Here is a 20831-nt window from a genome sequence, read left to right as displayed (position 1 = left end):
TTGCTAGTCTGCCACCGCACCGCCCTTCAATACCGACCGCGCGAGGATATGTGGCACAAGACAGCCAAACGCTTCACGGCGACGGCATCTCGGCGACCATCGTTGCGCATGGCGCCGAACTGGTTTCGCTGCAAGACGCAGAAGGATTTGAGTTCCTGTGGCAGGCCGGGCCGGAGTGGCGGCGGCATTCGCCGGTGCTGTTTCCGATCGTCGGTCGGCTGAACGGAGATCAGCTGCGCCATCGCGGCCAGACCTACCCGATGACGCAGCACGGGTTCGCGCGCGACAAGCCGTTTGCCTGGGCGCAGAGCGGCCCCCAATCCAGCACGCTGGTTCTCACCGACGACGCCGATACCCGCATGCACTATCCATTCGCCTTCCGCCTCGCCGTGACCTACACGCTGGACCGCCGGCAGCTTGGCGTCACGTTCGACATAACCAACACCGGCGAAGAGCCGATGCCGGCGTCCATCGGCGCGCATCCGGCATTCAATTGGCCATTGCTGCCGGACCTGGCCAAGACGGACTACCAGTTGACTTTCGCTGCTGCCGAGCCTGCTCCGGTCCGTCGCCTGAAGGACGGCCTGCTGCTGAAGACGCCGCAGCCGACGCCCGTCGAAGGTAATATCCTCGCGCTCTCCGAGCGGCTGTTCGACCAGGACGCGGTCATTCTCGACCAGCCCGCCAGCACCAGCGTGCGTTATGCCGGCGAGCGTGGTCCGGCGATCGAGATGGCCTGGCAGGGATTTCAGGAATTGGGCGTCTGGTCAAAGCCGGGCGGCGCGCCGTTCCTGTGCATCGAGCCCTGGCACGGCATCGCAAGTCCGGTGGACTTCGACGGCGATTTTGTCGACAAGCCGGGCCTGATGCTGATCGCACCGGCCGCCAAGCGCGTGCTGAGCTATCAAATCCGGCTGCTGTGACGCCCGTCATCGACAGCTCAGGCAATAGCATTGGCCAGCCACACCGGAGGTGTCCAATGAAGCTATACTTCAGCCGCAATCCCAATCCTCGGCTCGCTGTCGCGGTGGCACGCTATCTCGACGCGAATGTCGAATTTGAATTCGCCTCGCCATTCGCTCCAGGGCAGGCCGAGAAATATCGCCTGCTAAACCCCAATCTGTCATTGCCCATACTTGTGGACGACGGCGGAAAAAGCCTCTGGGAGGCAGACGCAATAGCCTGCCGGCTGTCGCGCGACGTGCGTTCGGATTTCTGGCGCACCGGCGATGACGAGCCCGAGATGATCCGGTGGCTGAGTTGGGGCAAGGAGCACTTCGCATTCGCTTGCGACACAGTGCATTTCGAACGTGGCACCAAACAGCGGTACGGCATAGGCCCGATTGATCAACAGCGTGTGGAGGAGGGGCTGACGCATTTCCGCACGGCGGCGGCAATACTCGAGGCAGAGCTTTTCGCACGGAAATGGCTGGTCGGAAATTCGGTTTCCTACGCCGACTTCCGCATGGCGACCTTTCTGCCGTTCAACGAGGCCGCCAGACTGCCGCTCGATGACTATCCCTCTGTCGGCCGCTGGTATCGTAGGCTTGAAGAGATCGAGGCCTGGCGCGATCCCTTCAACGGATTGGACGCGCCTGAATTGCCGCCGGTCCCAGGGTGAGGCCGAGTCTGGGTATCCTCTCGGCAGCGGAGGGAACCTTGTCGGGCCGTCATGCTACGAGAGGAAGCCGGCTTTCAAACCTGCCGGGCGATGGTGCCGATCACATTGACGAGAGGGTGCGCGGCGGTCAGGGAGAGGCCTCCCCCGGCTCAATCGGGCAGGCCGGCTAGCCGCAATGCCTCGACATATCTGACGAAATAGGCCGGCCTGATCTGCCCCACCCGGTGCCTGAGGTTGGATGGCGCTCCATGCGGCGGCGCAGTTGGGGTTAAGCACGAGCGCCCGGTCGGTCAGTGCCGAACCGGCCTCGTAGTCGCCGATGACATAGCCCAGTGCGAGGCCGCTGAAAGCCAGCGCTACCGCGTCGTCCTGGCCGGCTATGGTGACGTTGCCGACCAGCCGGGAAACTTCTGCGGTCTCCTTCTGCCGGTCCGTCATCCAGCCGTTCGCCATTCGCCAGAAGTAGCACCAAGCGGCAGCGCCCTGTGCGGCGGCAAAGTCAGGGTCGAGCTCAATGGCCTTGTAGAAATGCGGCAGCGCCTCCTCCAGTCCCGCTCTCGTCCAGCGGTAAAGGCTCGCCATCCCGCGTAGGTAATTGTCGTAGGCGTCGAGACTCTCGGTCGGCTTGCGCTTGGCCCGCGCTATCTCGGCCTGTTCGAGCCTGGGCGAAATCGCACCTATGACGCTGGAGGCGACGAGGTCCTGCAGTTCGAACACGTCGGCGACGTCGCCCTCGAAACGGTCGGCCCACAGGCTCGCGCCCGTTGCTGCCTCGATCAGCTGGCCCGCAACGCGGAGCCGGCTACCCGCCTTGCGCACGCTGCCCTCAACCACGTAGCGCACTCCCAGCTTGCGCGCCGCGCGCTTTATATCAACAGCCTGGCCCTTATAGGCGAAAGCGGAATTCCGCGCGATCACGAACAGCCAGCTCACATGAGACAGCGCCGTGGTGATCTCCTCGACCACGCCGTCGGTGAAATAGTCCTGCTCGGCGTCGCCGCTCATGTTCTGGAACGGTAGCACCGCGATCGACGGCTTTTCCGGTATGGAAACGACGGCGCGCGCCGGTTCCGCCACCGTTTCCCGCCGCAGCGCCCCGGCTTCGGGCGGGCCGGAGCTGCTGGACGCGTGCTCGTGCCGATTCTTTGCCTCAGGCGCCTCGATACGCTCGACCAGCGCCTGCGTCGCCTCTTCAGGGGCGACGCCGAGCTCGCGCTTCAGCGCCTCCTCGCAGGCCAGGAACTGGCGGAAGGCGTCGTTGGTCTTGCCGCGACGGCGGAAGATGCGGATAAGCGCCCGGTGGGCCTGCTCGGCGCATGGATCGAGCGCCACCAGCCGCTCCGCCAGCCTTTCGCAAGCCATTTCCTCGCTGGCGTCCGTCTCCGGCAGAAGGCTCAGCCGCTCGGCAAGGTCCAGCGCCTTGCGGGCATAGTTCGCCCGAAGCGGCGCAAGCCATTCGTCGATCTCGCCGGGAAACGACAGACCGTCGAGCAAGTCGCCCCGGTAGAGGTTCGCCGCTGTCGCTAGGCTGGCGCCGTCACTGGCCAGGATACTCCGGTCGAACATCCAAATGTCGGCCTCATCGGCATTTGCCGTCAGCCATATGGTGTGGGCATTGCCTTCGACACGTATGGCCTCGTCGCCGGTGGGCGGAAACAGCCGCCTGATGTCGACCAACGCTTGGCGCAGGCTGTTCCGCGCCTGCTGCTCGCCGCTGTCTGCCCATAGCATCGCCGCCACCCTCTCGCGGCGAAGGCCCTTGGGCCCGGCCAGAACGAGCGCGGCAAACAGCAACGACGTCTTGCGCGTCGCGAAGTGCAGGGATTGCCCGCCTGAAGAAACAACCTCGATACCGCCAAGCAATCCGATGTGCACCCCGACCCCCTGTAGCAGCCTCGGGTAGAATATCACTTCCCGGCGCCGACTTAACGACGATTTAGCGGCTTCGGTAGTGGTTTCTCCTCCGGTTTCACGCCTAGATGAACATCGACAAAGCGCGCCGATGGGACACTGCCCTCATGAATTCGAACGAGGGAGAATGAAATGACCTCCATCAGCCTCAGGACCTTCCAGCCGACCTCCCGTTTTTCCGTTTTGCTCGCCGGGCATGTCGCGCGTGTCTTCGCAAGGTTTCGACGCCGATATCATGATTTCAGGCAGCGCAGGGCACTTGCCGGCCTGTCACTGCCGGAACAAAAGGATCTCGGCTATCTGGCGGATGAGGCGCCGGCGGATGTAGCCGCTCGCGGCCGGAACCTATAGCAACTCTGGGGAAGTCCCAGCGGATGTGGTCGATAGGAAGGACTTCCCTTTGGGAAGCCCAATGGATTCGCCTGAATTGCCGCCGGTCCGAGGGTGAGGCCCGGGTCTGGGTATCCTCTCGGCAGCGGAGGCAACCTTATTGGGCCGTCATGCTACGAGAGGAAGCCGGCTTTCAAACCTGCCGGACGATGGTGCCGATCACATTGACGAGAAGGCGCGCCGCGGTCAGGGCCGACAGGCTGTCGATATCGGCGGGAGGATAGAATTCGACAAGATCGAATCCTGCGATCCTGGCCCGCCTGCCGAGGCCCGCGATCAACTCGATCGCCTGCGTGTAGGTGAGGCCGCCGGGCGTACGCGCCGCCACACCCGGCATGATGCTGGGATCGAGGGCGTCGCAGTCGAGCGTGACAACAACCCGCGATCCTTCCGGAATATGCCGCAGCGCGGCTTCGACGCCCTGGGCGTGAATCTCGCGGGCGGTCACGAAGCGACTGCCATAGCGCCGCGCCGCTTCGATCTCGGTTATGCCTGCGCTGCCAACGCTGCGAAGGCCGACCTGCACCATGCCGGCGACATGCGGCATCTCGCTCGCGCGACGCATCGGGCTCGAATAGCCGTGACGCTCGCCAGACACCTCGTCGCGCCAATCGATATGGGCGTCGATCTGCAGGATCCAGACCGGTCCGTGATCCGCAAAGCCGGCGAGGAAGGGAAAGGTCACGGAGCAGTCGCCGCCGAGCAGGATCGGTACGGCCGGCAATACCAGGACCTCGCGCGTCTTCGCCTCGATCCTGGCCCGGTTGCCGGCATTGTCATGCAAACTGGTCGGGACATCGCCGGTGTCGATGCAGCAGCCCGGCTTGCCGTCGAACAGCGGGCCGCCGAGATCGAAATCCCAGTGCTCGACGAGCGCGGCATCGCCCTGGCTCGCGGCGCGGATGGCATCGGCGGCCAAGGCATGGCCGCTGCTGTCCTTGCCGGGATAAGTGCTGCCGTGACCGGCTCCGAAGATCACCGCACTGGGGATGCGGCCATCGGCGAGGCGATCGGGAAAGCCGAGAAAGAGAGTTGCTGTCATTTGGTCTTGATGATGGTCTGGCTGAAATTTTGTCGAATGCGGATGTATCAGTTTGGCGAAGCTCTGTGGAGCGAAACGCGCCACCCCAGCTGAAACGCGAAATTGCCTTACCTGAACGGGGACTGGCGATTGATGGCCGAGCTCCCTTGACACTCCGCCTCGCCGGACAATTCCGGCCCTGTTCGGGCGTATTGCATCGCTACATTATTTTGTTCGTGAGGCAGTATGTTGTGGGCATAGTGAAAGTGAGTCCATCGGGGGTCAGCAGATGAGTGTGATGGTTTTCCGGGCTGGCAGAACCGGCGTGTTGTTTGCAATGCTGATGGCGTCCCTGATCGCATTCACTGCGATCGCCCGGGCGCAGGCGACCTCGGCGCCACCTCCTCCACCTGAAAAAGTCGAGCAGTTGCTGAAGTTGCTGAACGATCCCGAAGTCAAGGCGTGGATCGCCGAGAAGGGCGCGGCACCCGCGGCCGATTCGGCAATGCCAATGGGCGCTTCCGCCACTGACTTCATGGTCTGGTCCAACGCCATTCGCGAGCATTTGCAGGGCATTGGCAATGCGATTCCAGAGGTCCCTGACGAGATTTCCGGCGCAAGCTCGACGATTATGACCGAGATTCACGGGCGAGGGCCGGGAGCGATCCTCGTCCTGTTCGCGGCCTTTGTGGCGCTCGGGTTAGGTGCCGAGTTCATCTTCCGCCGTATCGTCGGCAGGGCTCACCGCCGCAACCCAGCTCAAAGCCCGGAAACGGGCGCACCCGCCCGACATCATGTGATCGCCCGAACGTTGTTCGTCGCCATCGCGCCGCTCGTCGTGTTTGCAATGGCCAGTGTCGGCGCCTTCCTGGCGTTTACCTGGCCACCACTGCTTTCTGCGCTGGTGCTGCCTTTGCTGATCGCTGTCATCGCCTGGCGCGTGATCATGCGGATCACGTCAGTTATTCTCGGCACGGCGGACGGCAATTTGAACCTTGGAGACCAGCCGAAGGTCCGGCTCATTCCGATGGACGATGTCACCGCTGCTTTCTGGCGCCGCCGCGTCGCGTTGTTTGCTGGCATATTCTTCCTTGGATGGGCGCTCGCAGGCGAGATGAACATCCTCCACTTCACGCCGAACGTCAGGAATCTCATCGTCTACATACTCGGTCTCGGTCTCCTCGCGGTGTCGATCGAATCCGTATGGCGGCGGCCGGCGGCGATCGAGCCTTCCAAGGTTTATCGGCTCAAGGAATGGCTGCTGACATTTTTCCTTTGCATGCTCTGGCTCTTGTGGGTCGTGGGGATGAGCACGCTTTTGTGGATTGGCATCTATGGCTTGATCCTCCCGCCAATCCTGAGATCCACCAGCTCAATCACCAAGTCGTTTTTCGCCAGCTCCGACGAGACGACGAAGTCGAACAATGCCATCTTCGAAGTGCTTGTCGAGCGTGGGGCGAGGGCGATCGTCATCGGGCTCGCTGTCGCCTGGCTTGCGACCGTCGTGCGTTTGCGCGCCAGCGGAATGATGGGCGACGAAAGTGTAGACCGCATCGTCCGAGGTGTATTGAGCGGCATCGTGGTGCTGCTCGCCGCCGATCTCATCTGGCAACTTGTGAAGGGTCTCATTGGCGGTCGCATCGATCGTGCCCGCACGGAGGGCGGCGATGAGGCAGCGCTTGCCCGCAGCGGGCGGCTTTTAACGCTGCTACCGATCCTGAAGAATTTTCTCGCCGCACTCATTGCCGCCATTGCGATCATGATGGTTCTCTCCGGCCTTGGCGTCGAGATTGGTCCATTGATCGCGGGCGCGGGCATCTTCGGTGTTGCCATTGGCTTCGGATCGCAGTCGCTGGTGAAGGACGTCATCAGCGGTGTGTTCTACATGACCGACGATGCGTTTCGCGTCGGAGAGTATATCCAGAGCGGCACCTACAAGGGCACGGTCGAGTCCTTCAGCATTCGCTCGGTCAARCTGCGCCATCACCGCGGCCCGATCTTCACAGTTCCATTCGGCTCGTTGGGCGCCGTCCAGAACATGAGCCGCGACTGGGTGATCGATAAGTTCTTCATTTCGGTCAACTACGACACGGACATTGCCAAGGTCAAAAAGCTGGTCAAGGGCGTCGGCGCCGAGCTGCTGGCAGATGAGGAATTCGGTCCGCAGATCATCGAGACCTTGAAGATGAAGGGCGTCGAGGCTTTCGGCGACTATGGCATCAACCTCAGTTTCGCGATGACGACCAAGCCGGGACACCAATTCACGATCCGTCGCCGGGCCTATGTCATGATCCGCGAAGCGTTCGCGGCAAACGGGATCGAGTTTGCCTCGCCCACAGTGCAGGTCGCAGCCGGCAATGAGGACCATGGGGCAAGTGCGGCTGCTGCCAGGGATGCGGTGGTACGCAAACAGCTTGCGGAAGCCAAGGCCAAGGAAGGCGAGGAATAAAAGTCGGCAGGCGGAACTTTATCGTGGAGCGAGGCCATCGAGCAGGAAGTCGAGGCCTTTCCTGAAAGCGCCGAGCCAATCGTCATCCAACAGCAGACGAGAGCGTTCGATTGTCGGGTAGCGTCCGCTGAGAAGCGCAAGGCGCTGCTGCGCGGCGGCCCTGTCGTCATCCGAGAGATCGAAGCTCGTCCGGGTGATGGTGGCGCCCATCACATAGTTCCAGAGTGACCATATCGCGACGTTCAGATTTGCGTCCGCCACGCCGGCGCTGGACAAGGTCTTGCTCAGAAGCTCCAGGCGACTGAGGATGCTCGGGCCAAGCGTCCGGCGTGGCAGCAGCGATGCCGACCAGGGATGGCGCAGCATGCCGGTGCGCCAGTCTTCGAGCATATGAACGACTTCTCCGCGCCAGTCTTGAGACTCAGCCATTTGCGGCGGTTCGCGATATTCGAGTACCGAGTCGAGCGCCAGATCAAAGACATCCTCTTTGTTGTCGACGTGCCAGTATAGGCTCATCACGCCGGAGCCGAGGCGATCAGCCAGCCGACGCATCGTCAATCCGTCGATTCCTTGGGCGTCCAGCAGTTCTACCGCGGTCGCCACGATACGTTCCCGCGTGAGAGGCGGTTCACTGCTCGCCTCCTGCACCGGCTGAAGCGAGACATCGATCCGTTGAGACCGTTTGCTCCGGGCGCCGCTACGCTTGGCTGCCATCCATCTATCCTCACTGTTCAGGACATCGATTTTGACCGGCAACGCGACGAATGTCGATCTTGAACGATTGACTCGTACGACGTACCATATGATGACTCGTACATCGCACGAGTCATCGTATGGGCGATGTGGTTAAAGTTCAATCATGCCGGCCGCGAGGGTAGGTCGCTCGCAGTCCGCGGAGCCGAGAGAAAATCATGTCACGCGCAATCAAGCGTCTGCTTACTGGAGGGCTGATCATCATGACCATCGCAGTTCCCACGGCGGCTACAGCCAATGAGAACGATCGCAAGCTGACCATCGTCAATCCCCAAAACCTCTACGACCCGTCGCCGAATGGCTACAGCACAGCGGTGATCACACCCCGTGAAGGCAGGGTCGCCTATATCTCCGGGCAGGGCGGCCAGGACAGCGCGGGAGCGCTGTCGCCCGACTTCGCCGTCCAGGTTAAGCAGGCCTACGCAAATTTGCGTACCGCGTTGGACGGGATCGGCGCGAAACCGGATCAGGTCGCCAAGCTGACGGTCTTCGTGGTCGATCACGATATGTCAAAGCTTGAGGTGCTGACCGAGAACGTCAAGGCAATGTTCGGCGAGGCGCTGCCGGCGCAGACTCTGGTTCCCGTTCCCAAGCTTGCAATTGACCCCATGCTGTTCGAGGTGGAGGCCGTGGTCGTGCTTGATTAGCGCAGGCGGTGTGCATCGCCAGTCGGTGACTGGTCAGTTGGCCGGTGGCGTTCTCATTTGCGCTGCGGCCAATTGCTCTAGCCGGGTGGCATTACCGCACATCAGAAAGTCGCATAAGATAGATTATGGAACTGAAGCGTATGACGGCAGACGGTGATTTTCCCGCATTATCAGCCGTTTGGCGCCCGTCCGGCTGCAGCAAACAGATGATGCCCACAACGCTATGGCGGTCACGCCAACCCGCGACCTCAAGATCTCTTCGATTGCGTCGTGTCTATCGCGGCAAGTCGATCCGGCATGCACGGCAGCTGAAATCCGCGTTGACCAGACGATTTGGCCGGGCGTCATTCATTGTCGAAATTCCAGTGCGGCCAGCGATGAAGGATTGGCTTCATCACCATGAATCATATGGGATATCTATCACCATGCCGTCATAGGCTGGCTCGACGTTGGCTGGCGTCTCGGCCATCACGGTGGCGTAGTCGAGCGGCACATGCATATGCGTCAGCACGGAGTGCCGTGGCGCCAGCCGCTCGATCCATTCCAGTGCTTCGCCAAGCGACAGATGGCTGGGGTGCGTCCGGTACTGCAGCGCGTCGATGATCAGCACGTCGAGGTCGCGCAGCCGTTCGACGGTGGCCTCCGGAAAGTCACTGATATCAGGGCAATAGGCGAGCGTGCCAATGCGGAAACCGAGCGATATGATGTCGCCATGCACCTGCGGCAGCGGCTCGAGGGTGAGGGCACCCCCCTCTCCTTCGATGATCACCGGCTTCGCGTGATGGATGATATGAGCGTCGACGATCGGCGGATAGGAACTGCCCGCCGGCGTCTCGAAACAATAGCCGAAGGCCTGCCGCAGGCGCAGCATCGTCGGCTGGTCGGCATGGATATCGATCAGCTGGCGCTGATCGAGGACGAAACCACGCAGGTCATCGATGCCGTGGATGTGGTCGGCATGCGGGTGCGTGTAGACGACCGCATCGATGCGCCTGACGGAGGCCATAAGCATTTGCTGGCGGAAATCCGGTCCAGTGTCGATGACGACGCTGGTGCGGCTGCCATCCGCGGCAATCCGCTCGACGAGTGCGGCGGCGCGGGTGCGCCGGTTCTTCGGGTTATCTGGGTCGCAATTGCCCCAGTCGCCGGTGATGCGCGGCGTACCTGGCGACGAGCCGCAGCCGAGAATGGTAAGGCGCAGCCGGTCGGTCATCGTTCAGGCGCTTTGCTCGGGCCAAGCAGTTTGCTCGGGAGGTCGCGGCATCTTGCCGAACAGGCGGAAGAAATTGTTCGTCGTCAGATCAGCGATGTCAGCCTCGCTGACGCCGATTGTTTCGGCCAGCACTTTGGCCGTGTGCGCGACATAGGCCGGCTCGTTGCGCTTGCCGCGAAACGGTACGGGCGCCAGATAAGGTGCGTCGGTTTCGACCAGCAAGCGGTCATGCGGCACATCGGCTGCGATGGCGCGCAACTCGGCCGAGTTCTTGAAGGTCAGGATACCCGAGAACGACACATAGCCACCGAGCGCAACGCCGATTTCCGCCAGCCGGCGCCCGGACGAAAAACAGTGCAGGATGAAGGGGAAGGCGCCCTTCCCTGTTTCGTCCTCGAGGATGGCTGCCATGTCGTCATCGGCATCACGCGAATGGATGACCAGCGGCAGCCCGGTTTCCCGCGCGGCGGCGATGTGGGCGCGAAATCCCTGCCCCTGCGCATCGCGCGGAGCCTTGTCGTAAAAGTAATCGAGCCCTGCCTCGCCGATCGCCACCACCTTCGGATGAGCCGACAGGCGCACAAGGTCCGCGGCGGTGACGTCGAGTTCCTCCGCGGCGTTATGCGGGTGGGTGCCGACCGAACAGTACACTTCGTCGAAGGTTTCAGCGATTTCAAGGATTTGCTGAAACCGCTTCACGCGCGTCGAGATCGTCACCATGCGGCCGATACCGGCCGCCTTGGCGCGGGCGACAATGGCCGCCCGCTCCTCGGCGAAGTCTGGAAAATCCAAATGACAATGGCTGTCGACGAGCATCAGGCGTTCGCATCCGGCTGTTCGACGTAACGCGGGAACACCCCTTCCGGCGCGGGCAAGGCAACCCCCGACACAAGCGCGTGGTCTGCCGCGACATGCACGAAATCGCGGCTGTCCGCCGGCACCGCCAGCAGGTCGAGCAGTTTGTTGGCCGATCCCGGAATGAAGGGTTGGCACAACAGCGCCACGCGCCGGACGAGTTCGGCAGTCGTCCACAGCACGGTTTCCATGCGCGCCGGATCGCTCTTCTTCAGCGCCCATGGCGCCTGGCCCGCGAAATAACGATCGGCTTCCGCCACCACGCCGAAGATCGCCGCCAGCGCCAGATGGATGCCTTGCTCGGCCATGGTCTTGCGCGCCACGGCGAGCACGGCAGTTGCCTGATCGAGGATCGCCTTGTCCTCATCCGCCAGGGTGCCGCGTTGCGGCACCACGCCGCCGCAGTTCTTGGCGATCATCGACAGCGAACGCTGCGCCAGATTGCCGAGGCCATTGGCAAGATCGGCGTTGGTGCGGTTGACGATTGCTTCATGGCTGTAGCTGCCGTCCTGGCCGAACGGCACCTCGCGCAGGAAGAAATAACGCACCTGGTCCAGACCGTAGTGCTCGATCATCGTGAACGGGTCGATGACGTTGCCGACCGATTTCGACATCTTCTCGCCGCGGTTGAACAGGAAGCCGTGGCCGAAGACACGTTTCGGCAGCGGGATGCCGGCAGACATCAGGAAGGCCGGCCAATACACCGCATGAAAGCGGACGATGTCCTTGCCGATGATGTGCGCATCCGCAGGCCAGAAATGCCAATCATCAGCATTTTCATTGGGATAGCCGACACCGGTGATGTAATTAGTCAAGGCGTCGACCCACACATACATCACGTGCTTCTCGTCGCCCGGCACCGGCACGCCCCAGTCGAAGGTGGTGCGCGAGATCGACAGGTCCTTGAGGCCGGATTTGACGAAGCTCATCACCTCGTTGCGGCGCTCAGCCGGGCCGATGAAGTCGGGCTGGTTTTCATAGAGCGCGACGAGCTTGTCCTGATAGGCCGAGAGGCGGAAGAAATAGCTCTCTTCTTCGACCCATTCGACGGGCGTTCCCTGTGGCCCGTACCGGACATTGTCTGGGCGGACCTCCGTCTCCTCCTCGCCGTAGTAGGCTTCGTCGCGCACCGAGTACCACCCGGCATAGCCGCCCTTGTAGATGTCGCCATTGGCGGCCATTGCCTTCCAGATCGCCTGCGACGACGCGTAATGCCGCTCTTCGGTGGTGCGGATGAAATCGTCATTGGAGGCGTTGAGCGCCTCCGCCATGCGCTTGAACTCAGCCGAGTTGCGATCGGCCAGTTCGCGCGGCGAAATGCCTTCGCGCTTGGCGGTCTGCAGCATCTTGATGCCGTGTTCGTCGGTTCCGGTGAGGAAAAAGACTTGCTTGCCGTCGAGCCGCTGGAAGCGGGCAAGCGCATCGGTTGCGATCAGTTCGTAGGCATGGCCGATATGCGGTTTGCCGTTCGGATAGGAAATCGCCGTCGTGATGTAGAACTTGTCGCGTGACATGAATGAACCGTCATGAATGTCTGAATGGAAAGGCGTGGCGGTGGATATCGCATCGGGGCGGCGATTGCCATCCCGGGGCCAATGCATGCCGCCCAAAAGTGGCCCCGGATTTGGGGCACGGCATACATGGAAAAACCGTCACATTCGCATTGCAGAATTCAGGCGGTCGATCATGGTCAAGGCGTGCTGCTTCTTGTCGAGATTGTAGGTGTCCGTCTCAGATATAGCGTCGAGCGCCTCATGCCAAGTGTCCGACAGTGTTTTGGCCCGTGTGAGGTCACCCGCCAGCGCTGCCTGGCTTGCCGCATCCGACAACAGCTCCAGCGCCCGGCGGTTGAAGATGTCGAACTGGATTGCCTGGTCGCGGCCGGCGACAGCCTCGGCAAGGCGAAACGCGCCGCCGACATCGTTCTTTCTTGCCGCCACCAGGGAGTCGAGCGTTGAGGCGATCTCCAGCCCGCCATACTGCGTCAACAGGATCGCACTGCGCGCGCTGCCCCCTGCCCGCTCGGCCAGCGCCGCGCGCGCGGCAGGATCGTCCGGCGGTGGCGGTTCGGTCGTTTCCAGCACCGCCATCAGGTCGTCGGCATCGAGCGGCGTCAATCGCACCACCTGGCAGCGCGACCGGATCGTCGGCAGCAGGCTGCCCGGCGCATGGACGATCAGGATGAACAGCGTTCGCGCCGGCGGTTCTTCCAGATTCTTCAGCAAAGCATTGGCGGCATTGGTGTTCATGTCGTCGGCCGGGTCCACGATCACAACCCGGTAGCTGCCGTCATGCGAGGTCAGCGACAGGAAGCGGCTGACTTTTCGGATCTCGTCGACGGTGACGACGGTCTTGAAGCTCTTGGTCTTGTCGTTGGGCGGACGGGTCAGGTGCAGCACGCAAGGATGCGCGCCGGTGGCGATCTGGCGAAACAGCGACGAGGCCGGATCGGGAATGGCAAGGCTTTCCGGCGCCTGCGCAAAGTCCGGGTGCTTCAACAGATGATGCGCAAGATGGAAGGCGAGTGTCGCCTTGCCGATGCCGACCGGCCCGGAGAAGATCAGCGCATGCGGCAGCTTTCCCGTACGATAGGCGGCGGTCAGCATCCCCGCGGCCTGCCGGTGTCCAACCAGACGCGGTGTTTCGGATGGCTCGGGCACGCCGTCGAGCGTGTCGTGCTGCTCGGGTGCGATGCGCTCGAAGATCATGCCGGCGTCGCCTGCCTGTTGCGCGAAGGCGTTCTTGCCTCCAGCGCCGCGAACACGGTGGCGGTGACGACATTCTCGACCGTATCGGGATCGGCGGCGGCGTTAACGACGATGCAGCGTTGCGGCTCGGCAGCCGCGATTGCCAGAAACGCCTCGCGGCGGGCCTGATGGATCGCCAGCCTCTCCTTTTCGAAGCGGTCGGCGATTGCTTCGGTGCCGCGCCGCAACGTCGCGCGCCTGAGGCCCTCCGCCGGATCGATGTCGAAGATCAGCGTCATGTCCGGCATCATGCCGTTGATGGCGACCTGCTCCAGCGCATCCATGAACGCCGGGTCGATACCGCCGGTCACGCCCTGGTAGACCCGGGAGGAATCCAGGAAGCGGTCGCAAAGCACGATGGAGCCACGCTCGACCGCCGGACGGATGACCTGCTCGACATGGTCGGAGCGCGCGGCGGCGAACAGCAGCGCCTCCATTTTCGGCCCGAACGGTTCGGCCGCGCCCGAAAGCAGCACATGCCTGACAGCTTCGGCGCCAGGCGAGCCGCCAGGTTCACGAGTGGGGAGGACATCATATCCCTTGGCGCGCATCTTCCTGGCCAGCCGCTCGATCTGCGTCGACTTGCCTGCTCCTTCGCCGCCTTCGAAGGTGATGAAAAATCCGCGCGCCAATCGAAAAAGCCTTTGCCATGCTTGCGGGTGGTTATAGCGCTCTAGATAGTCCGCGTCGGGGCAAACGTCTATGCCGTCGGCGCTAGCGCAATTCCAGGAAAAGTGTGAAACGGTTTTCCCGGGAAAAGCGCAGCACTTTCCCTAGGGAATTGCGTCAAAGCCAAGAGATAGAGCGGTTCTGCGTTTCCGTGAAACGATGAATCGCTCTAGCGCAGCCAGCCGATCGCCAGTTCCTTGACGGCATCGAGCGCGCGCTGCGGCAACGTGCCGACGCCAATCGACTCGGCGGCAAAAAGCGGCGTTTCCTGGCTGAGCGTGTCGCCGATCCAGACGCGCAGCGCACCCACCGGCTGCCCTTCCTCCACCGGAGCGGCAACCGGGCCTGTGTAGACGATCTTGGCCGTCAGCTTGTCGCGGTTGGTGATCGGCAGGAAGATGGCGATCGGACCCTTGGCCTTCAGCGTCACCCCGGATTTCGCGCCGCCAAAAACCTGGGCTTCGCCGACCACCTCGTCCTTGGCGAAGATTTCGGTCTTCTCGAAAGAGCGAACACCCCAATCGAGCAGTTTTCGCGCCTCTTCGGCACGCTCCTTGTCGCTGGCCAGTCCGCTCATCGCCGCGATCACCCGCGTGCCGTTGTGGTTGACCGAACCGACGATGCCGAAGCCTGACGTCTCGCTCGCGCCGACCGCCAGGCCGTCGGCGCCGATGTCCATTGCCAGAAGCGGATTGCGGTTCCGCTGCGAGATCTTGTTCCAGGTAAAATCCTTCTGGCCGTAGTAGCGATAGAAATCCGGATAATCGCGCCACAGATGCACGGCCAGCAGCGCCAACTCCCGCACCGTCGTCTGCTGGCCGTCCGCCGGCAGGCCGGTCGAGTTGACGAACGTCGATGTCTTGAGCCCGATCTGGCGCGCGCGCTCGGTCATCTGCGCAGCAAAATTGTCCTCCGAGCCGGCCATGCCTTCGGCAATGACAATGCAGCCGTCATTGGCCGCCTGCACCGTTACGCCCTGAATGAGGTCCTCGAGCCGGATCGACGATTTGAGCTTGGCAAACATCGTCGAAGTTCCCGAAGGCGCACCACCTTTGCGCCAAGCGTTTTCGCTGACCACGAACGTGTCGTCGAGCTTCAGGCGTCCGGACTTTATGGCGTTGAAAACCACTTCCATGGTCATCAGCTTGGCCATCGAAGCCGGCGGTATCGGCTTGTCGGCATCCTTTGAAAACAGCACCGTCCCGGTCTCGGCATCGATCATGAAGACCTGCGCGGCCTTGGTCTCGAAAAGCTGCGCACTGGCTGGAGCCAGGGAAACCAATAGCAGGCAAAAAAACAGAAGCCAGGCGAAAGGCTGGTGCAAGCGAAATTGCATGAAATTCGACCCGTTGGCCGGCACGTCCGGCTAGCCCGCAAAAAGTATCAGGCTTTTTCTGTAGCGGATCAACCGCGCAGTGGAGATCCGACCTTGCTTGCGCTCAGTTGCGCACAGCCAGCGCATCCGGCGCGCCATGCGACCAGGCTGCCTGCAGCAAATCATCCAGATTGCGGTGGCCATCGGGATAGAGATTGACCGAATACCAATCCTCGCCATCGAGTTCGGAACGCTGGATCTCGATCTTGCCGAATGCCGCAAGCTGAGCGGCAACGCGCTTGGCCTCCGCCGCGTCCTCGAACGAACCCGCCGCGACATAGTCGGTGGGCGAACCGGTCGGCGGCGACTGACGCTTCCACGATTGAAGCAGGTCGGCCGGTGACATGCCGTCGCCGCCCAGCGCTGCGAAGGCGCTGGAGGCGCGCTCTACCCGCTCGTCCGCATAGGAGAGCGAGGCCACGGCAAACGGCGATTGCGGCGGCAGGTTGATCTCCGGGCGCTCCGGCACGATCGGGCCGAAATCCGGCAATGCCAGGTCGCCATAGGCCGGCGACTGCGCCGGCATGACCGCCTGGGCCGTCCCCGAATCGGTCAACTGGCCAGGAAACGGTACGGCGGCGGCACCAACGGGAAGGCTCGGCGACGGTCCGTTCATGGCGACCATGACGCCGGTCGGCAGTCCATCCGACGGATCCGGCGCCCTGTTGCCGGGATGGTAGGAGGCCATCAGATACTGGTCGTCATCGCCGTCCAGCGGTGCGCGGCCGACATACTCGACCTTCACCTGAGCGGTGCCGATATTGGCATAATCAAGCATTTGGGCGGCGCGCTCCGACACATCGATGATGCGGCCTTCGTGATAGGGGCCGCGATCGTTGACGCGAACGATGACCGAGCTGCCGGTCTTGAGATTGGTGACACGGGCATAGCTTGGCAACGGCATGGTCGGATGCGCCGCCGTCAGGTGTGTCATGTCGTAGACTTCGCCATTGGCGGTAAGCCGGCCGTGGAAGGCATCGCCATACCAAGAGGCCAGACCGACCTTGGCGTAGTGCTTATCTTCCTTGGGGTAATACCACCTGCCCCGGACCTGATAAGGCTTGCCGAGCTGGTCCCGGCCGCCGCCACGCTGCAGCCGCCCGCCCCGGAAGGCCACACGCGGGCTTGCCTTCACGCCGTATTCGGATTCGGAGAAATATTCCTTGGAGCGGGTCTTTTTGTAGACCATCGCTTTGGGTTCAGGCGATGCACAAGCCGCCAGTAAGGCAGCCGATACCGCCAACAACGCGACTGTAGCAGCGCGACGAAGACGCGGGTGCGTCACAGCCTGCATTTTTTCAGATTTCCCCTACAGTCTCAATGAAAGACGCCGCCATCTAACCGCCAGAGGAGCAAAGCACTCACTCGACAATACCAATAACACCGTGAACCCCGATCCTTTGTGCGCAGGAATTGTTTATCACGGTATTAATCGATTATGGCCGGAACCGGGCAATATTGTGGCGCCGGTGCCTTGGCGGCCGGCCGGCAGCTTGGACGGATTAGGCCTGCGTCCAGGCGACATGGACGCGAACATGGTAGGGACGCTTTGCACAAAGTCAGGATGGCAATACGCTTTTAGCTTGTGGCGGTGTCACCGCGATGAGGATCAGTGCTTGCTCGAGTCCTCCCCGCTCATCAGCAGATGAATCTCATTCCCCGGAGTAAATTCCCCGACGGTCGACTTCAGAAGCCGTAGGGCGCCGGGCAAATCTTGGGCGTCGATCCTGCGCTTCATTTCGTCGAAGATGCGCACGATTAGCGCTCCCTCGATCGACCGCGGAGATGCGGCCAGGATCCCCGACGCACCGGTCCCGCTCAAGGTTTCCTTGTTGTCGAAAAGTTCCTCGCAAAGTTTTTCCCCAGGCCGAAGCCCGGTGTAGACTATCTGAATGTCGGTGTCCGGGCGGCGCCCCGAGAGACGGATGAGATTTCGAGCAAGATCCACGATCTTCACCGGCGAGCCCATGTCGAGAACGTAAATTCGGCCGCGCTCCTGCTGCCGCTCGCGGCTATGCGCCGCCGCCTGCAGGACGAGGAGGCAAGCTTCCGAAATTGTCATGAAAAAGCGTTCCATCTCCGGATGGGTAACTGTCACAGGGCCGCCGGCCCTGATCTGCTTCTCGAACAGCGGGACCACGGATCCGGCCGAGCCCAGGACGTTGCCGAACCGAACGGTGACGAAACGTGTGGCGTTGACGGCCGAGTCCAGATCCATCGCCTGGCAGAACATCTCCGCCATCCGCTTGGTCGCGCCCATAACGCTAGAGGGATTCACAGCCTTGTCGGTCGACACCATAATCATCGTGGAGACGTTGGCACGAAGCGCGGCCTCAGCGACATTACGCGTCCCGATCGCGTTGGTGAAAAGGCCTTCAAGCGGCTGAGCCTCAACGATCGGCACATGCTTGAGTGCTGCTGCGTGGAAGAGCACGTCAGGCCTATGGCTAGCAACGATTCTGTTGACGGCGTCCTTTTCGCGCACGTTGCAGAGGGCAGCATGCAACTCGAGGCTCGGGCGGGTGCCAGCGAGTTCAGTCTCGATAGAGTAAAGAAGGTGCTCGCTGGCGTCCACGAGAATGAGGCCGCGTGGGTTCAGGGCCGCAACCTGACGTGCCAGCTCGGATCCAATCGAACCGCCCGCGCCGGTGATCATGACGGTCCTGCCCTCGATCATCGACGCGATCTTGGGCGCATCAAGTCTAACGGGCGGCCGATGCAAGAGATCTTCCAACTTGATCGGACGCGGCTCAATTTCAGCATCGATGCTTTGCATATCAAGAAGGTTCGGGAGCCTTAGGATTTCGACTTTCTGCTGCGCCGCAATCTCAACCAACGCCTCGATGCTGGCGTGCTGTTGATAGTCCTCGCGCGAGCGCGTCAGGATGAGCGCTTCGGGTCGGCGCCCCTGGGCCTCAAATCGATTGAGGATCTGCGGCAGTCTTTCCAGCGGACCCAACACTGGAACCCCGCGAATAGAACGTCCGGTCCTGCGCCCCCGTTCGTCGATTATCGCGAGGATATTGAATGACGCATTATCTCTCTCCTTGGTGGTCCTCAGGAAGGCGTCGGCGTTGTCGGTGGCTCCAACCAGCAGCACGAACTTGCAGGTGCCGCGATCGAACAAGCGACCGGTGTCGTGGCGATTGCGATAGAGCCGATACGCGGCACGCGGCCCGGCTAGCAGGACGATCAGGAAGGCCCAGGCGATCAAGATCGAAGAACGGGGAATCGAGCCCAGTCGATCCAGCAGGAATTGAGCCACTGTGAAACTAGCGACGGACGCGCTAGCAGCATAGGTGATTGCTAGGAGATCCGTCAGCGACGCATAGCGYCAAATACCACGGTTCAGTCCAAACAAGAAACCGACGCCGCTGACAATGACCCCGAATAGAGCCGCTGCACCAAGGAAATACGTCAGGTTTTGAACGACAATATCGAAATCAAGCCTCAACACGAGCGAAAGCAACATCGCGACAGCACCCATTATGCCGTCGTGAACCAGCGCCAAGCCTCGCAATACTATTGGCCGAGAAACCCTCCAAGACCACGTCATATTACCTTCAGTATAAGCACGCTCTCGCCGTTTGCGTTCTGCTGGAGACACTAGTTTAGACCTTTAACAAAGCCGGAGATCATTCGCGGACGTCTAATTTCCAAACAGCCAGGGCTCGGTCGCTCGGAGTCGCAGTATAGGGCTCTGGCGCTAACATGTGCCAGCAACTTCTGAAGATGGGAATCCTTCACGCGCCGATAGATCTTCGAGCAGTAGCCGTCGAACTTGACCTCGAGAATCCAGTTGTCACCTCGGGAGGAGCGTTTGGCCGGAAACTAACTTCGGCCAACGCAGCAAGTTCCGCCGCAACAACAAAAAGCCCGCCACCTTGCGGGCAGTTGACGAGCTTCTCTAGAGAGGCCAGAGAGCGGCACAAGCTGGCCGGTATGCAAACGTGACGCCATAATATTAGTCTTGTCTAAAATGCAAAAAACCCGGCACGTTGCGGCGGCTGCGTTGGTCGCTCCGAGCGCCAGTGGGCAGCTTATGAGTATGGGTCGTACTCGCTACGGGTTCCATCGCGATCATTTACCTGTTGTCGTATGTCTCGATCAGGATGTAGGGGCAGCGGCGCCAGGCGCGATGAGGGCTTACCGGGAGCGGGGCTTGGTTTGACGGCAGCCGAGCTTTTCTCTCTTGCCCTCTCAAGTTCCAACAATCTGATGTAATAGGTATCAAAGGCCTCACTGTTCTTCCGCTCCTTTCTCCGGAGGTGAAGATACGGCAGCGCAAACGCCAAAATCGTGATTACGCCGATCGGACCCGCGATGTGATTGCCGCCTGCAAGCCAATAGAAAACCGCAACGACGCTGCCGGCTATCGCCGCCCCCGCCACACTTCCCCTGATAGGATCAAATCTTGGCGGCGGCGCAACCGTATCTGCCCGTCGCCTGGCCTCGAAGCTAACGCGTGCAGCATCCAATCTGRCAATTCCCGATTATCGACGCGAATGGCCGGCGCAGGGGATGCTTGGGGAAGCGAAGCCGCACCGGCCACCTTGGCGAGAAAGCCCCCGCACTTATAAGTTTATCGTATATTAGATATCGCGCAATTAAGACTGAAGTCCCACTGGCCCTAAAGGCCCGCTTCGCGGCACCGTCAGACAATGGGTGTTGTGATCCCTTCCAGCGCAATGATCCTGGTGTTGGCGCAACGTTTTCGAATCTCGATCAGGCGGGCGTACTCCGGCGAATTATACCAGCCCATCAATGACGCCATATCGGGGAATTCGATAATAACCAAACGGTGTGGCTCCCAGTCACCTTCCAGAACCTTGGTCGCACCGCCACGACCTAAGTATCGCCCGCCGTAGCGCGCCTCGGTGGCCGGAACATCCCGCCGGTATTCCTCGAACGCGGCAGCGTCTTTTATGTCTACATCCGCGATAAGATAGGCGGCCATTTGTGCTCCCTCCCTTTGTCGTCGAACCCCTTCGCCATCGCTTTGGCCTACCGATTAGATCTTTTCCGGCTTGTGCTCCACCTTTTGCTGCTTCCATCGTTCTTACGGATAGGTCCCGATTATATTAGCAGAAGCGTATATATTCGCCAGCCGGCGCGACCGCGTATGCCCCGGGCCGGTCATGCCCGGCGCTCTTCTGGCCCCGCCGTGCGGAGATATCAGC

The 20831-nt window shown here is 61.5% G+C and carries 17 protein-coding genes; 5 read left to right on the top strand and 12 right to left on the bottom strand.

Annotated features, from left to right (window positions below):
• The first annotated feature begins 50 nt into the window (after positions 1-50).
• Entirely contained in the window at positions 51-923 is an 873-nt protein-coding gene (locus AC1D0I_RS26605) for an aldose 1-epimerase family protein (RefSeq protein WP_477398833.1), read from the top strand.
• Between the two features lie 56 nt (positions 924-979).
• Entirely contained in the window at positions 980-1621 is a 642-nt protein-coding gene (locus AC1D0I_RS26600; protein ID WP_477398831.1) for a glutathione S-transferase family protein, read from the top strand.
• Between the two features lie 54 nt (positions 1622-1675).
• On the opposite strand, the gene AC1D0I_RS26595 is transcribed toward AC1D0I_RS26600, so the two are convergent.
• Entirely contained in the window at positions 1676-3496 is a 1821-nt protein-coding gene (locus AC1D0I_RS26595) for a BTAD domain-containing putative transcriptional regulator (protein ID WP_477398829.1), read from the bottom strand.
• 168 nt (positions 3497-3664) lie between these two features.
• Between AC1D0I_RS26595 and AC1D0I_RS26590 the strand changes: the two genes are divergently transcribed.
• Positions 3665-3883: a hypothetical protein gene (locus tag AC1D0I_RS26590; RefSeq protein ID WP_477398827.1), complete on the top strand. Its 219-nt coding sequence runs from the start codon at positions 3665-3667 to the stop codon at positions 3881-3883.
• 172 nt (positions 3884-4055) lie between these two features.
• On the opposite strand, the gene AC1D0I_RS26585 is transcribed toward AC1D0I_RS26590, so the two are convergent.
• Positions 4056-4964 (bottom strand): agmatinase, encoded by a 909-nt coding sequence (locus AC1D0I_RS26585; protein WP_477398825.1) that lies wholly within the window; start codon positions 4962-4964, stop codon positions 4056-4058.
• Between the two features lie 268 nt (positions 4965-5232).
• On the opposite strand from AC1D0I_RS26585, the gene AC1D0I_RS26580 reads away from it, so the two are divergent.
• Positions 5233-7392, top strand: a complete 2160-nt coding sequence (locus AC1D0I_RS26580; RefSeq protein ID WP_477398823.1) for a mechanosensitive ion channel family protein — start codon at positions 5233-5235, stop codon at positions 7390-7392.
• An 18-nt stretch (positions 7393-7410) separates the two neighbouring features.
• On the opposite strand, the gene AC1D0I_RS26575 is transcribed toward AC1D0I_RS26580, so the two are convergent.
• Entirely contained in the window at positions 7411-8106 is a 696-nt protein-coding gene (locus AC1D0I_RS26575; RefSeq protein ID WP_477398822.1) for a TetR/AcrR family transcriptional regulator C-terminal domain-containing protein, read from the bottom strand.
• A 197-nt stretch (positions 8107-8303) separates the two neighbouring features.
• Between AC1D0I_RS26575 and AC1D0I_RS26570 the strand changes: the two genes are divergently transcribed.
• A complete protein-coding gene (locus tag AC1D0I_RS26570) occupies positions 8304-8792 on the top strand; it encodes a RidA family protein (protein ID WP_477398820.1) in 489 nt (162 codons plus the stop codon).
• A 394-nt stretch (positions 8793-9186) separates the two neighbouring features.
• Here the strand turns inward: AC1D0I_RS26570 and AC1D0I_RS26565 are convergent, their stop codons facing one another.
• From AC1D0I_RS26565 to AC1D0I_RS26525, 9 genes are all read right to left on the bottom strand, one after another.
• Positions 9187-10005: an MBL fold metallo-hydrolase gene (locus AC1D0I_RS26565; protein ID WP_477398818.1), complete on the bottom strand. Its 819-nt coding sequence runs from the start codon at positions 10003-10005 to the stop codon at positions 9187-9189.
• 3 nt (positions 10006-10008) lie between these two features.
• Positions 10009-10821, bottom strand: a complete 813-nt coding sequence (locus AC1D0I_RS26560; RefSeq protein ID WP_477398817.1) for a TatD family hydrolase — start codon at positions 10819-10821, stop codon at positions 10009-10011.
• Positions 10821-12374, bottom strand: a complete 1554-nt coding sequence (metG, locus tag AC1D0I_RS26555) for a methionine--tRNA ligase (RefSeq protein ID WP_477398815.1) — start codon at positions 12372-12374, stop codon at positions 10821-10823. The genes AC1D0I_RS26560 and metG overlap by 1 nt, the downstream gene beginning before the upstream one ends.
• Before the next feature lie 138 nt (positions 12375-12512).
• Positions 12513-13568 (bottom strand): DNA polymerase III subunit delta', encoded by a 1056-nt coding sequence (locus AC1D0I_RS26550; RefSeq protein ID WP_477398814.1) that lies wholly within the window; start codon positions 13566-13568, stop codon positions 12513-12515.
• Positions 13565-14239, bottom strand: coding sequence for a dTMP kinase (gene tmk, locus AC1D0I_RS26545; RefSeq protein ID WP_477227130.1), 675 nt, complete (start codon positions 14237-14239; stop codon positions 13565-13567). The genes AC1D0I_RS26550 and tmk overlap by 4 nt, the downstream gene beginning before the upstream one ends.
• A 206-nt stretch (positions 14240-14445) precedes the next feature.
• Entirely contained in the window at positions 14446-15612 is a 1167-nt protein-coding gene (locus AC1D0I_RS26540) for a D-alanyl-D-alanine carboxypeptidase family protein (protein WP_477398812.1), read from the bottom strand.
• Positions 15613-15715: 103 nt separating this feature from the next.
• Positions 15716-16945: a septal ring lytic transglycosylase RlpA family protein gene (locus AC1D0I_RS26535; protein WP_477398810.1), complete on the bottom strand. Its 1230-nt coding sequence runs from the start codon at positions 16943-16945 to the stop codon at positions 15716-15718.
• A gap of 315 nt (positions 16946-17260) precedes the next feature.
• Positions 17261-19138 (bottom strand): polysaccharide biosynthesis protein, encoded by a 1878-nt coding sequence (locus AC1D0I_RS26530; RefSeq protein ID WP_477398808.1) that lies wholly within the window; start codon positions 19136-19138, stop codon positions 17261-17263.
• Positions 19139-20305: 1167 nt separating this feature from the next.
• Positions 20306-20608: a DUF1330 domain-containing protein gene (locus tag AC1D0I_RS26525; protein ID WP_095091592.1), complete on the bottom strand. Its 303-nt coding sequence runs from the start codon at positions 20606-20608 to the stop codon at positions 20306-20308.
• Positions 20609-20831: the final 223 nt, after the last annotated feature.

The organism is Mesorhizobium sp. P2_D1 (assembly GCF_056404455.1).
Note: the sequence above shows the minus strand (reverse complement) of the source record. Positions and strands in the feature narration are given on the sequence as shown.

Excerpts from the sequence above, each read along its gene's own strand:
- AC1D0I_RS26600 (WP_477398831.1), top strand. The coding sequence starts at position 980 with ATGAAGCTATACTTCAGCCGCAATCCCAATCCTCGGCTCGCTGTCGCG.
- AC1D0I_RS26590 (WP_477398827.1), top strand. The coding sequence starts at position 3,665 with ATGACCTCCATCAGCCTCAGGACCTTCCAGCCGACCTCCCGTTTTTCC.
- AC1D0I_RS26585 (WP_477398825.1), bottom strand. The coding sequence starts at position 4,964 with ATGACAGCAACTCTCTTTCTCGGCTTTCCCGATCGCCTCGCCGATGGC.
- AC1D0I_RS26575 (WP_477398822.1), bottom strand. The coding sequence starts at position 8,106 with ATGGCAGCCAAGCGTAGCGGCGCCCGGAGCAAACGGTCTCAACGGATC.
- AC1D0I_RS26570 (WP_477398820.1), top strand. The coding sequence starts at position 8,304 with ATGTCACGCGCAATCAAGCGTCTGCTTACTGGAGGGCTGATCATCATG.
- AC1D0I_RS26565 (WP_477398818.1), bottom strand. The coding sequence starts at position 10,005 with ATGACCGACCGGCTGCGCCTTACCATTCTCGGCTGCGGCTCGTCGCCA.
- AC1D0I_RS26560 (WP_477398817.1), bottom strand. The coding sequence starts at position 10,821 with ATGCTCGTCGACAGCCATTGTCATTTGGATTTTCCAGACTTCGCCGAG.
- metG (WP_477398815.1), bottom strand. The coding sequence starts at position 12,374 with ATGTCACGCGACAAGTTCTACATCACGACGGCGATTTCCTATCCGAAC.
- AC1D0I_RS26550 (WP_477398814.1), bottom strand. The coding sequence starts at position 13,568 with ATGATCTTCGAGCGCATCGCACCCGAGCAGCACGACACGCTCGACGGC.
- AC1D0I_RS26540 (WP_477398812.1), bottom strand. The coding sequence starts at position 15,612 with ATGCAATTTCGCTTGCACCAGCCTTTCGCCTGGCTTCTGTTTTTTTGC.
- AC1D0I_RS26535 (WP_477398810.1), bottom strand. The coding sequence starts at position 16,945 with ATGCAGGCTGTGACGCACCCGCGTCTTCGTCGCGCTGCTACAGTCGCG.
- AC1D0I_RS26525 (WP_095091592.1), bottom strand. The coding sequence starts at position 20,608 with ATGGCCGCCTATCTTATCGCGGATGTAGACATAAAAGACGCTGCCGCG.